At 74.7% G+C, this 12,324-nt stretch carries 15 protein-coding genes and 1 pseudogene; 13 read left to right on the forward strand and 3 right to left on the reverse strand.

Annotated features, from left to right (window positions below; all coding sequences use genetic code 11):
* The first annotated feature begins 229 nt into the window (after positions 1-229).
* The 3 genes from LIX60_RS25325 (at position 230) to LIX60_RS25335 (ending at position 3,306) form a co-directional block, all read left to right on the forward strand.
* Positions 230-1,828 (forward strand): hypothetical protein, encoded by a 1,599-nt coding sequence (locus LIX60_RS25325; protein ID WP_227960896.1) that lies wholly within the window; start codon positions 230-232, stop codon positions 1,826-1,828.
* Positions 1,829-1,966: 138 nt separating this feature from the next.
* On the forward strand, positions 1,967-2,818 hold the full coding sequence (locus tag LIX60_RS25330; RefSeq protein WP_227960898.1) for a hypothetical protein: 852 nt from the start codon (positions 1,967-1,969) through the stop codon (positions 2,816-2,818).
* Entirely contained in the window at positions 2,815-3,306 is a 492-nt protein-coding gene (locus tag LIX60_RS25335) for a hypothetical protein (RefSeq protein ID WP_227960900.1), read from the forward strand. Before LIX60_RS25330 ends, LIX60_RS25335 begins: the two co-directional genes overlap by 4 nt.
* A 211-nt stretch (positions 3,307-3,517) precedes the next feature.
* Here LIX60_RS25335 and LIX60_RS25340 read toward each other — a convergent pair.
* The 3 genes and pseudogenes from LIX60_RS25340 to LIX60_RS25350 form a co-directional block, all read right to left on the reverse strand.
* Positions 3,518-3,835: pseudogene (locus LIX60_RS25340) on the reverse strand (UTRA domain-containing protein); the annotation flags it as partial.
* A gap of 82 nt (positions 3,836-3,917) precedes the next feature.
* Complete coding sequence (locus LIX60_RS25345; protein ID WP_227960904.1) at positions 3,918-4,247, reverse strand: hypothetical protein; 330 nt, start codon at positions 4,245-4,247, stop codon at positions 3,918-3,920.
* Positions 4,244-5,035 carry a GntR family transcriptional regulator gene (locus tag LIX60_RS25350; RefSeq protein WP_227960906.1) on the reverse strand — a complete coding sequence of 264 codons (792 nt, stop codon included), beginning with the start codon at positions 5,033-5,035 and terminating at the stop codon, positions 4,244-4,246. The genes LIX60_RS25345 and LIX60_RS25350 overlap by 4 nt, the downstream gene beginning before the upstream one ends.
* Before the next feature lie 441 nt (positions 5,036-5,476).
* Between LIX60_RS25350 and LIX60_RS25355 the strand changes: the two genes are divergently transcribed.
* The 10 genes from LIX60_RS25355 to LIX60_RS25400 all read left to right on the forward strand — a co-directional run bounded on the left by LIX60_RS25355 (position 5,477) and on the right by LIX60_RS25400 (position 12,324).
* Entirely contained in the window at positions 5,477-5,968 is a 492-nt protein-coding gene (locus LIX60_RS25355; RefSeq protein WP_227960908.1) for a hypothetical protein, read from the forward strand.
* Between the two features lie 19 nt (positions 5,969-5,987).
* A complete protein-coding gene (locus LIX60_RS25360; RefSeq protein WP_227960910.1) occupies positions 5,988-6,167 on the forward strand; it encodes a hypothetical protein in 180 nt (59 codons plus the stop codon).
* A gap of 173 nt (positions 6,168-6,340) precedes the next feature.
* On the forward strand, positions 6,341-6,517 hold the full coding sequence (locus tag LIX60_RS25365) for a hypothetical protein (RefSeq protein ID WP_227960912.1): 177 nt from the start codon (positions 6,341-6,343) through the stop codon (positions 6,515-6,517).
* A gap of 76 nt (positions 6,518-6,593) precedes the next feature.
* The gene (locus LIX60_RS25370; protein WP_227960914.1) at positions 6,594-6,878 is read left to right on the forward strand and encodes a hypothetical protein; all 285 of its coding nucleotides are present in this window, start codon (positions 6,594-6,596) and stop codon (positions 6,876-6,878) included.
* 21 nt (positions 6,879-6,899) lie between these two features.
* A complete protein-coding gene (locus tag LIX60_RS25375) occupies positions 6,900-7,379 on the forward strand; it encodes a hypothetical protein (RefSeq protein ID WP_227960916.1) in 480 nt (159 codons plus the stop codon).
* Positions 7,380-7,706: 327 nt separating this feature from the next.
* Complete coding sequence (locus LIX60_RS25380) at positions 7,707-9,080, forward strand: DUF2637 domain-containing protein (RefSeq protein ID WP_227960919.1); 1,374 nt, start codon at positions 7,707-7,709, stop codon at positions 9,078-9,080.
* A complete protein-coding gene (locus tag LIX60_RS25385) occupies positions 9,080-9,304 on the forward strand; it encodes a hypothetical protein (protein ID WP_227960921.1) in 225 nt (74 codons plus the stop codon). The genes LIX60_RS25380 and LIX60_RS25385 overlap by 1 nt, the downstream gene beginning before the upstream one ends.
* A gap of 153 nt (positions 9,305-9,457) precedes the next feature.
* Positions 9,458-9,961, forward strand: a complete 504-nt coding sequence (locus LIX60_RS25390; protein WP_227960923.1) for a hypothetical protein — start codon at positions 9,458-9,460, stop codon at positions 9,959-9,961.
* A complete protein-coding gene (locus tag LIX60_RS25395; protein ID WP_227960925.1) occupies positions 9,958-10,191 on the forward strand; it encodes a hypothetical protein in 234 nt (77 codons plus the stop codon). The genes LIX60_RS25390 and LIX60_RS25395 overlap by 4 nt, the downstream gene beginning before the upstream one ends.
* A 132-nt stretch (positions 10,192-10,323) precedes the next feature.
* Entirely contained in the window at positions 10,324-12,324 is a 2,001-nt protein-coding gene (locus LIX60_RS25400; protein ID WP_227960927.1) for a hypothetical protein, read from the forward strand.

Consider the following 12,324-nt stretch of genomic DNA (forward strand, 5'->3'; position numbering starts at 1 on the left):
AGCACTCCGCAGGAGCGCCTTCGATGCGCCACACCCTAGCGGCCCCCGTGGTCCGCGCCAACAGTCCGGGCTGGTTTTGGGCCGCCGGTACGAACACCGCTCGGCCCGTCGTCTCCGGGGGCCTGGGGACCAGGCCGAGCGGCTTCCTACTGGAGGCCCCCAGCATGACGCACTCGCCCGCCTTCCGTACCGCCGCCACGGTCGGCGCCTCCCTCGCTGGGGGTACCCGATGACGAAGCGCCCCAAGGTCGAGGAGGAGACCCGGGTCGAGTCCGAGGACTGGCCGACCTTCTTCACGATGGTCCCGGAGTGGGTGACCTTCTCCGCGATCAGCGACAGGGCCCACCGGATCTACAGCGTCCTCGCCGCTCACCTCCGCCGGGACACCGGATCGCGGGTGACCGGCGTCATCACTCAGGCCGACCTCGCGGCCGTCGTCGGCCTCGCGTCCCACCCGGACCGCGTCCGCCGGTACATCACCGAGTTGGAGGAGCTGGGGGCCGTCCGCGTGATCGAGGAGTGGGACGCGGTCCGCAAGATCCCGATCACTCGCTACGTCGTTCGCTTCAACCCTCCGCCGGGCTTCGCTGGTCACCTCCGGGTCCAGGACTGGCAGGAGGAGCGGCGGGCGGCGCGCGCGGTCCGGATCGCGGAGCGGCAGCAGAAGGAAGCCCGCCGAAAGGTCAAAGTCGCAGGTCAGCCCGTGTCCCCCCAAATTGGGGGACACGATGCCCCCAGAAGTGGGGGACACCGGACCCCCAAAAATGGGGGTCCTTCTACAGACGAACCTCACCCATACGAAACTTCCTCAGGTGACACAGCGCCTTCGGCGCGTAGCGCCGCTGACGTCCGTAGGACTGGTGCGGGTAGTAGCGCGCGCGAGGCTGAAAGCGGCTCCGCCGCGACGGGAAAGACCAGCTCGTCATCGGGGGCGGGCGGCGGGAAGGCGCGGGTACCGGGACCGCGTGACGAACAGGCCGACGCCGAAGCCGCAGCCTGCCGTGAGGTGGAGGCCGGCCTTCCGCCCGCCCTGGTCGCCCTCCTGCCCTATGGGCACATCCCGAAGCGCAACCGGAAGGCGGTCCTGGAAGCCCTCGACTCCCGGACCCCGCAGCAGCTCACCGACCGCGCGGCCCGCCGCTGGCTGACGTATCGCTACGAGGTCGCCCTCCATGACGAGGGCCTGCGCTCCCCGGTCGGCGTCGCCCTGGAGATGATCGCTCCCACCCCGTACTGCCCGGACCCGTCCTGCGAAGACGGCATCGAGGACGGCCACCTCGGTGGCAAGGCTGAGTGCACCGCGTGCGTCATGCGCCGCCGCGACCGCCGTAACGCCCGCCGCAAAGGGCTGCCGGTACCCACCGGCCGCGCCACCCGGCACGCCCCGATCGTGGAGTGCGCCGACTGCCAGCGCCCCCTTCCCGCTGGCACCCCGGAGGGGACCGTGTGCACTCGGTGCACCGACGAGGCCGCCGCCGCTTTCCAGGCCCTCACCGAGCAGTGGGCCACCGAGGAGCAGGAACGCGCCGACCAGCGGTCCGCCGAGGCCGCCGCCCTGGCCGACCAGGAGCAGCAGCAGGCAGCCGAGCAGGCAGCAGCAGCTGCCGAGGACGAGGAGCGGGCCCGCGCCCTCGCTGACCGCCTCGCGGCGGAGGCAGCCGAGACGGCACGGCTCCGGGAGCAGATGGCCGCCGAAAACCCGGCGCTCGCCGGATACGGCAGCGGCACCCGGTACGCGACAGCCCCCGCCGCCGACCAGCTCTTGGACCAGGCACGCGCCGCCATCGCAGCAGCCAAGACCGCCCGCGCCACCGCCGCCCCGTTCTAGGGCTCCGGCCGGAGCCCCCCCGAGGCGGAGCCCTGTGGCCCGCACAAGGACGGACCCGGACCCGGGGGCCCCCGGGGCCCGCCAATCCAACACAGACCCGCACACGGCCGCACAAGCGATCACCAGGAGGAAACCAAGATGACGACCGACGAACACACCCGCTGGAACGCGCTAGAAGTCCGGGAGCCGGACCAGGTGCCGGCCGCCACGCCGCTGTCATGGCAGGTGGCCAAGCTCACTGATCACGCGGACCGGCTCATGAATAACCTGCTGCCCGCCGACTTCCCGCACGAGGTGAAGCGCGGGACGGCTGGTGACGCACTGGCCGCGCTCGCCCTGCGGGAGTCCATCCGCCGGGACGTTGAGCACGGGCGCGGCACGCGGGTCCACGAGGCGCTTCTGCTGGGGGCGTCCTGGGACGAGGTGGCCCGCGCGCTGGACGTCGAGCCAGACCAGGCCCGGGAGCTGCTGCGCAGGTGGGCACAGGGGCAGCGGGACCTTTGGCTGAGGAACGAGGCCGAGGGCATCCGGCCGTTCGGGCTGGACGCCGACGCGCACGCGGCCGTGCTCGCTCTGTGCGGCCGGGATGACGACGAGCCGCCGGCCCCGGTCGCCGTGGAGGAGGCCGACGCCACGGAGCCCGTGAAGGAGTCCACCCGCCGCTACGCAGAGGAGCTGCGCAGCAACCCGGGCACGGCGTCGGCGGACGGGCACACCGGATGGGAGTGCGAGGCGGGTGCCTCGCTGATCGTGGAGGCCAGCACCCCGGGGCCCGGGAAGCTCGGCACCCACCACGGCGTGATCTACGCATGCGCCGGTCACCGGGCCGCGGCCGTGGAACGCATCACGGGCGCTGGGTACGAGGTGGACCCCCGGCCCGCCCCGCCGGGGCACCGCTGGAACCCGTGGCCGTGCGGCCACGTGACGGCACATGACACGGAGTCCCTTGCCGCCCTCTCCCAGCAGCAGGAGACGGGGGCGGAGCGATGACGACCGCCGACCACCGCGACCGATACCGGGACATGAGCAGTGCCGAGCTGCTGGAGGAGGTGCGCGCCCTGGCTGCCGAGTTCGCCGGCGGAACCGGGCGCGCCGCCGAGCTGGCCGACGCGGCCGCGATCCTCCAGTATCGCTACGCCTTCCCGCTGCACCAGGGCCCGCGCGGACCGCGCCCGGACTCCGGGCTGCCCCACGTGGACCTCATGCGGCGAGTCGTGTTCCAGGCGAACGGGTTCCTCGCCGTCCCGGCAGGAGAGGTGCGGGCCGCGACGGAAGGCCGACCCCTGGTGGCGATGAACCTGTGCTCGGCACCGGACCCGCTGCCGGTCGTGGACGACGCCATGGTGTTGCTCTACAACCCGCTCTCCGGGGTCGCCTCGCTGGTGGGACGCCTCACCCGTGGGGAGGACGCCACGGACGCCCTGGAGGACGTGGAGGGGCGGGCCGTGCACAACCGGCCGCCGTACGAAGAGTGGTGACCCGGGCTTACTGACCGGCGGACGCGACTGGCGGAGGCCCGACACCGTGGTGGTGCCGGGCCTCCGTTGCGTTTCGCTGGCGCCCAGCGGTGCCCTCTGAAGGCCACCAGTGAGCCCGACAACGTGGTCCCTGCCGCTCCGATTCCTGGCCAGACAGCACCAGCGCCCCCGCTCCGAGACGATCGGAGCGGGGGCGGGTCGTGTCGCGATGTCAGTCGAGCGGGACGCCGTACCGCAGCGTCCAGCCCTCGCCCAGGACGTGCCGGGTGACCTCTACAAGGCGGCCGTCCTCGGTCCGGCCCACGTGCGTGATGGTCAGCAGCGGGGCGCCGTCCTGGACGCCCAAGGCCGCCGTCTGGTCGGCGGTCGCCGGCACCTGCGTCACGTCCTCCACGACGTCCGCCTGTGCCAGGCCCGCGTCAGCCATGCGGGAGATGATCCCGCCCGTGCCGGTGTCGAACTGGGCGACGACCGGGGCCGCCTCCGCAACGAATCCCGGGATGTACGTGTCGGCGAGCTGCACCAGGCGCTCACCCGTCGTGAGTCTTAACCTTTACAACTCCTCTTTGCCAACTGCCACGCCGTAGCCGCGCGCGGAGAGCGCCCCGCGGTCAGCGTGGCCGGCCTTCCTGGGACGGCATGAGCGCGGCGGCTGCGGCCCGGATCGTCGGGTACGGGATCACGTCCTCCCGTTGCCCCGGCTGCAGCTGTTCGTCGTCGCCGTAGGGGCGGGGCCGCCAGCACCGCAGCGCCCCCGGGCCCTCCTGGTGCACCTCGCCGATAAGGCGGCCGTTCCAAGAGACCAGGTACGGGCCGCCCTCATCGAGCGCGGCGTATACCAGGCCCGACCGGGCGTGCAGCTCCTCGACCACGGCCAGGCGGTGAAGCTCGGCGTCCGCCCGGTCGCGGGCTTCCAGCGCTGCTGTGCGTGGGTCCGTCATCCTGTGCTCCTCTTCGTCGGGCGGTTGAGCGGGAGTCGTTCGTAGACGAGCTCCAGGCGGTCGGCGGCGCCGGTTACCCGGACGACCTCCAGCACCCGGCCCGCCTCGTCGCGGGTGACCCGCTCCACGACGAGCACAGCCGTGCGTTCCCCCAGGGCCAGCTCGGCGGCCTGTTCGGTCGTCGGCACCCATGCGGTGACGCGGTGGTCTGTCTCGGAAGGCAGGAGGCCGGCCCCGACCATGGCGCCCAGGACACCGCCGGTGATCTTCCCCGGCGCGTCGAGTCCGGCCGTCCGGGCGATGTCGAGCGGGTACCAGGCGTCTTGGAGCTGTACGACGTCCTCCCCGATCATCGCGCGGCGGCGACGCCGAATGACCGGCGCCCCCGGGGAGATGCCGAAGGCATGCGCAACGTCCTCCGGCGCGGGCTCCTCGACCGGCGGCCGGACCTCCATGCGCCCGTCGAGGCCCTGTGCGGCGGTCGCTTGCTCCCACGGCCCCCGGTCGCCGTCAGGGCGTAGCGCCGCCTCGTACGCGCTGAACGGCACCCGGGCGCGGCTGCGGTCACGTACGACCGTGCCCACTCCTGGCTTGGCGGACGTCAGACCCTCGTCCTTAAGGATGCGAAACGCCCGGTTCACGGTCGTGATCGATGCCTCGAACTGCTCGCACACGTGCCGCATCGATGGGAGCGCGTCCCCGGGCCTGAGTTGCCCGTCTTCGATCTTCTGCCGGTAGTGGGCGGCGATTGCCTCCTGCCCGTTTGCCCGGCCCTTTCGCTTCCGCATCGGTTCCCTCCTGAGTGGCTGACACTGCTGCAAGTGTAGTGCTTGCTTTAAATTAAGTGTAGTGCTCTACTTAAGGGGTGACGCGCCCGGACGGCCGGTACGGACCCGGTCCTAAGGAAGCGCCCGCGGCCTCATCTCGGGGTCTTGAGAGCTTCATACGAGGTCGCCCCGGCCGGAACAGGGGAGGGCAAGCGGAGTTCCTTACCGGCTCCGGCCCTACGCGCCCCCGGGTCACAGCGCGGGGCGCCGGAGAACCGCCAGCGATGGCGGAGCAGCCGCGGCAGGGAGTCCAGCAACTACAGACGTCGCTGGTCAGAACGGTTCGATTCCGTCCCGTGGGCACGGACGCCGTACGCCTTGCGTACGCGCGTCGCACGGCGTGGCACGGGCTACCGACCCGGGCCGCGCCGGTTCACGTCGAGCACCTGGAGGAGCAGCGCAATGAACAACACCCCCCGCCCCGCCCGCCGGTTCGGTCGCGTCCTGCGCGCCATGTCGGACGCTGTCCGCTCCGCCGTGTCCCCGGCCGCCCTGGTCCGCTCCCGCGCCGACGCGCCGGAGGTGGCCGACCCGGCCGACGTCTTCCCCCCGGAGGAGATGCCGGCGCCCGAGGTCATCGAGGAGGCCGCCGCCGACTACGCGGCCGCCACCGACCGGGCCCGCTCCGGGGACCGGGGCAAGCGCAAGGCGCGCAAGATCCTGGACCGCCTCCCCGCAGGCCGCTACGGCGCCTGGATCGTGGAGCGCGTCCCGTCCTCCCGGCAGACACCCGACCTCGAGGCCATCCGCGCCACCTATACGCGGCTCGGGCTCGGGGACGTCCCCATGCGGACCTGCGCCCCCTCCCTCCGGATCACGGAGGTCACCGAGGCCGCCGAGGTCGTCACCTTCCCCAGCGCCTCCGAGAGCGCTCCGGCCGCCGTCGCGGCCTGACCACCGGAGGCACCGCACCGTGCAGGCCGCACCACAGCCGCCCATCGTGATCGTCTGCGGGCCCCTGCCCGCCGGTGAGCCGGTCCGGGTCACCCGGCCCGCCGGACGCCTGACGCTCACCTGGGACACCCGGCAGATCAGCCGGGCCGCCCTCCTCGCCGCCGCCGAGCGAGCTGCGAGCAACCGACCCCATCCATGACGACGACGGCCCCCCGGCGGCGCTACCGACGCCGTGAGCCCGGGGGGCCGTCGCTGCGCCCATCACCTGGAGGAGACGAAACGCATGAACGACCGTATCGCCCACGCCGCCCCGACGGACTCCGACCCCGACATGGACGAGGCCCTGCGCCGGGTCCGGGCGGGAGGCAAGCGATGACCACCCGTCAGGGACCGCAGCACCAGCAGCAGGAGCCGCCCGCGTGGCTGGAGGACGCCGCGCACGAGCGGCTCGTTGAGGAGACCTGCACCCGCCTCAGGGCAGCCGAGGCGGCCGGATCCGCCGCCGACGCCGCCCGCGCCGAGATCGAGAAGCGCGCCGATCAGGCGTGAACCGCACCCCGGGCCGGTCACCAGGCGCACACCGCGCCGGGTGGCCGGCCCCGCTGCTGCCCCGAGGAGGGACCACATGCACCGCCGTATCGCACTCCTACGCCTCCGCATCACCTGTGTCCTCGCCTGCCTGGCCGCGCTGCCGCTCTACGCCACGGAGGAGGCCATCAGCCGCCTCCTGGGACGGCCGTGGATCATGCCCGGCCGCCTGGTCGACCGCATAGACCACCGGCTGTCGGACCTGGAGGACCGCGTCACCGCCGCCGACGACGAGCGGTTCGGGAAGCGCCTCGGCGCCTGGACTGAACGCGCCTGCGACGCCATCGACACCGCCCTGACCTACATCACCGGCCGCGCCTGAGCCGGGAGGGAGACACACACCGTGTTCCGCATCATCCGCACCAGCACCCTCCGCGCGCTGCAGGAGGACGCCGCCGACGCCGACCGGGACGTGCAGACCTACAGCGACGAGGCCGAGAAGTGGCACCAGGAGTACATCGCCCTGGAGGGGCAGCTCGACGGCCTCCACGGCACCATCCGGCGGATCAGCCGGGAGCGCGACAACGCCCGCGCAGAGCTGGCCGCCGCACGGGAGCGCGAGACCGACCTCGCCGGGGTCCGCGCCGATCTCGACCGGCTCCGTACGGACGCCGCCGACCCCGAGGCCGGCGCCTCCGTCCGAGGTGCCATCGCCCTCGGCGTCCTGCGCCGCCTCTACCTCGACGGCCGCTCACGCGGGATCGAGCCCGGCCGCCCGTGGGACCTCCTCGCCGCCATCCTCCGGCTCGACACCGACGACGACCAGGAGCAGCGGGAGGACACAGCCGAGCACGGCACGGCGGCCGACAGCTCGCCCCACTGAGCGCGGTTTCAACCGCGGCCGGGGCAGCTTCAACCACGCCCCGGCCGCGCCCGGCCCGGCACCCCTCTACCGTCCCGCCCCGGCCGTCCGCCCGCCCTCGCCCGGCCCCGGCTTCACCGGCGGCCCTCACCGCTTCAACTCCCCGCGCGCCGGTTTCAACCACGGCCGCCCCGGACCTTTTGAGAGGACCCGATGAGTACCGCAACGATGCCGCTCGAAGCGGCCCCGCCCGCCGCCGCTTCAACTCCCCGCGCGCCGGTTTCAACCGCACCGGCCGAAGCTTCAACGGCGCCCGGCACGGACCGGTCGGCCGCCACGCTCCGCCTCGTGACCGTCCTCGCCGTCGTCGGCGGCGCGACCCTCGCCGCGATCGGCTTCACCGGCTCCTACGCGGCCCTCCGGGACCTCGGGGAGGACAAGGGCCTCGGACGGTTCGCGTACGTCTTCCCGATCGGCCTGGACGCCGGGATCGTCGTGCTCCTCGCCCTGGACCTCCTCCTCATCCGCCGCCGCACCCCGTGGCCCGTGCTGCGCCTCCTGGCCCACACGTTCACGCTGGCCACGGTCTGGTTCAACGCCTCCTCCGGGGACCAGTCCATCCGCGAGGACCCGGTGGGCGCCGGGATGCACGGCGTCATCCCGCTCATGTTCATCGCCGCCGTCGAGGCCGGCCGCCGCCTCATCATCCGCATGACGGCCCTCGAGGACGGCCGGGAGCGGCCCGGCGTGCCCCTGCACCGCTGGATCCTCGCCCCGATCCGCACGTTCGCGATGTGGCGCCGTATGCGGCTGTGGGACGTCCCCACGTACGCGGAGGCCGTCGCCCGGGAACAGGCCCTGACCGTGTACCGGGTGATGCTGGAGCGCAAGCACGGCAGCGCGCGGAAGGCCCCGGCAGACGCCCGCCTCCCGCTCACGATGGCGCCGTACGGCCTCACCATCGACGAGGCCCTGGCGCTCCCGCAGGAGGCCACGGAGCGCGAGCAGCGACGCCGGGAAGCCGAGGCCGACCGGATCGCCGCCGAGGAGCAGCGCGCCCAGGACCGGGCCGCCGCCCTCGAGCGCTCCCGTATCCGCGCCGCCGGGTCCGTGACCGCCGCCCGGCACGAGGTCGAGGGCGAGACGCACCAGGTGCAGGCCCGCGCCGCCGCCGCGGCAGCAGCAGCGGAGCGCGCCGCCCGCGCCGAGGCGGAGGCGGAAGAGACCGCCGCGGCCGCCGCCGCGAAGGCACGGGCCGCCGCCGACGAGCGGCGCGCGGCGGACGACCGGAAGGCCGCCGCTGAAACCGCCGCCGCCGCCGCTGAAATCGAGCGGGCCGCCGCTGAAACCCGCCGCCTCACGGCCAACGAGGACGACCGCACCGCGGCGGCGGAAGCCCGGGCGGAGGAGGCCCGCGCCACCGCCGCGCGGTCCCGGAAGGCCGCCGCTGAAGCAGAGGCCGCCGCCGCTGAAATCCGGCACCGCGCGGCTGAGATCGAGCTGCGCGCGGTCGAGCTGGAGGACGCCGCCCGCCTCTCCCCGAGGGAGCGCACCGTCCGCCGCCTCGCCCGGCAGATCCTCGCCGCCGGTGGCGACCCGGAGGCCCTGCGCCTGGAGGAGATCGCCGAGACCTACAGCGTGTCGATGGGCACCGCCTCCGCATACCGGCAGGAGGCCGGTGCACTCCTCACCGACGGCTACCGGCCCGGGGAGGCGGCGTGATGGCACGCACCCGGCGCCGCCCCGTCCGCTGCCCGGCCCGCACGGCGGAGCCGGTCCCCGGGCAACTCGGGCTGTTCGGCTCACCCGACCCGTGGCAGCCCACCGGCTGCCGGTGCTGGCCCGTCGACAACCGCGGCTGTGGCCACTGCCGCACCTGCTCCGCCTGCCAGGACTGCGGCCGGTGCGCCGGCCCCGGCTGCGCCTGCGGCTGCGACGACGACTGACCAGCACGAACACCCGCCGGAGGGCGGCCCGACCACACGGCCGGTGCCGCCCTCCGGCATGTCTGGCGCTGCTGCTGCCGCCCCCGCCCCGGCGGGTGCGGCTGTGGGACCTCCAGACCCCCGACCGACCCCACGATCAGCAGGAGGAGCACCGTGACCGAGATCAACCGCCGGGAGCTGGACTACGACCGGCTCCTGAACCTGAAAGCCCTGTCGACCTGGACGTACGACCGGCAGGGCGAGCACGGCGAGGACGCCCGCGCCTACGAGGCCGCGCTCGCCAGCTTCCAGGCACACCTGCGCTCGCAGCACGTCGAGGGCGACGGCCGCCGGTCGGCGGTCCGCCGGTCCCGCAAGGTCGAGAAGCACCTCAAGGCGCTGGTCAAGGCGTCGAGGCGGGCGGAGCGGGCCGCCGAGGAGCTGCGCACCAGCTACGCGACGCACGTCGCGCACGTCGCCGCCCTCCCCGGACAGCGGGAGGCCAAGGCGATCAAGCGCGGGGACCGGCGGCAGGCCCTCGGAGAGATCACCGCCAAGAGCCTGCACAAGACGGCGGCGGCCGCCGCCCCGGCCGAGGAGACCCCGCAGGCCCCGGCTCCGGCCGACGGGCCGCGCGGGCTCGGTGACCTGTGGAAGCAGCAGAGGAAGGGCGCGTGACCGTGACGACGATGCCGAGCCCGGCGGAGCGGTCCGCCGCTAACCGCCGCCGTCACCACGAGGCACGGCAGGCGACGCAGGCCGCCCGGGGGCCGCGGGGCGTCGCCGCCTCCTGGTGGGACCACGCACGGGCAGTCGCCGCCGCCGAGGAGCGGCGGACCGGCACAACCGAGGCGTGGGACGACCTGATCCTCACCCTGGAGAACTACGCGGCCCGCTACTCGCAGTAGCGGGCCGCGTCTTCATCTTCATCATCATCACCGGCGGGGCCGCCTCGCGTGTGTAATGCGGGCGCGCGGACGCTCGGGCGCGCGGGCGCGCGAGGTTGCCCCATCCGGTCACCCTCTGTCAAGGGAGGCACCATGTCCGACGACGGCAACGTGATCACCATGAGGCCCCGGGGAGGGGGCGGCCCGCCGGGCCTCCCGCCGCTCCCCGGCACCCCTCCGGCGACGCCCCCGGCACCGCCGCCCACCGCCCCGCCTCCCGACGGGGGAGGCGGGGCGGACCCGTTCCCGGGCCACCACCGGCGGTCGGCCGCGGGCTCCCTCGCCGCCCTCTCCCCGGCCGCGCTGCCGCTCCCCCCGGCCACGCCGCCCGGCGCGGTGCCGGCCACCTTCCGCAGCGAGCCGCCCGACGACGGAGAGCACCAGGCGCCGGGCCTCGGCGCCCTCGGGCTCTCCGCGATCCTCGCCGTGGCGCTCGCCGCGCTGCGCGGCACGGCCGGGGCAGTGCAGGACTGGCGGCAGCGCCGCATGGAGCGGGCGGCGGAGGCCGAACCGCTCCGTAAGGCGCGGCTGAAGCTCGCTGAGGCACGGACGCACCCGGACGCCGGGACGGCACCCGGGCGCGGGCGGGTGCCGTCTTCCCAGGAGTTCGGGCGCCGCTCACACCGCGGCGGCGGCTCCGGCTCCGGCGGGTCGGGCGTCGGTCTCCTCGGACGCCGCTCCGGTGGCGGGGGCCGTTCCCCGGCGGGCTCCAGGCCGGGCGGGACACCGACCGGCTCCGCGTCGACGGGCCGCAGCGGACCGGGCTCCCCGGGCGGCGGCAAGAAGCCCGGCAAGGCCGGGCCGGGCTCCTCCTCGCCCGGGTCGGGCCGCAGCGGCGGCGGCACGGGGAGCAGCGGCACGGGGAACGGGAAGGCCGGTTCCTCCTCCGGCTCCCGGTCGGGCGGCGGCCGGTCACCGGGCACGCTCGGGCAGCTCGCCATGGAGCGCGCGAAGCGCCGCAGCGCCCGGGAGGCCGCCGCCGACAAGCGCGCCGCCCGCCAGCAGAAAGCCGACCTCGCCGGGAAGGCCGGCGGACGGCCGGGCACCGGATCGGGCAGCAGGACCGGGAAGGGCTCCGGCTCCTCCCCGGGCGCCGCCGGGCCGGGCAAGGCCACCAGGGAGGGGCGCAAGGACCGGGCGACAGGCAAGGCCGGGGCCGGGGGCGAGCGGGTGACGCTCGGCAAGGCCGTGGGGGAGGAGGCGTACCGCCGTGCCTCCGACCGGCTCCGCTCCCGCCGGGACGACCCGGACGATCCGGTCCTCTCCCGCACGCGCGACGCGGACCACGACGGCACTGACCGCGACGGGCCGGACACCGGCGCCACCGAGGGCACCAGCGGACCGGAGACGACCGCAGACGGCCCCGAGGACGCCGGGCCCGGCCCTGACGCCGACGACGCCGCCAGCGGCCCGGGAACGGGCGGCGGGGACTTCTGGACACCGCCCCCGCGCGGAGACCGGCGCAGCGCCGACGACGCGATGCGCGACGCCACCGACGAGGGCCCGACGGTCACCGTCGAGTGGCCCGACCGCCCGACCGGACCGGCACGGCCCCGCACCCCGGCCGGAGCCGTCGGCCACACCGTGCGCGGTCTCCCCCGCGCACCTCACCGACCGGCCGGACCACGGCCGGGCACCACCGCATCACCGAAAGGAACCGCCGTGAGCCCCGCTGTACGGCTCCCCGGCACCCCCAACGGGGTCGCCGCCGAGCACATGACGGACGTGACGCTCGATGACGTCCTAGACCACCTCGCCGCCTCCCGCGGCCACTGCTTCACCACCTACGACGAGTGCGCCCGCCTCGCCGGGAAGGCGTCCGAGCTCAAGGCCGCGCTCCTCGACCTGGCGGAGGAGCTGCGCACCCGGCACAACGTCATCGGCCGCCTCACCGCGGCGGCACTGGCGCGGCTGTCCGACGCGATGGACCTCCTCGTGCGGCGGGCGAACCACATGCGTGGCGAGTCCCTGCGTGCGGCGGAGGCCGTCGAGCTGGCGCACGACGAGATGCACGACGCCTACCGGCCGGTGCAGCAGGCCGCCACCGACGCCGGTCTCCACATGCCCTCTGCCCGCATCCACAACGAGGACTGA

The organism is Streptomyces sp. S07_1.15 (assembly GCF_020739505.1).
Taxonomy (GTDB): Bacteria; Actinomycetota; Actinomycetes; order Streptomycetales; family Streptomycetaceae; genus Streptomyces; species Streptomyces xinghaiensis.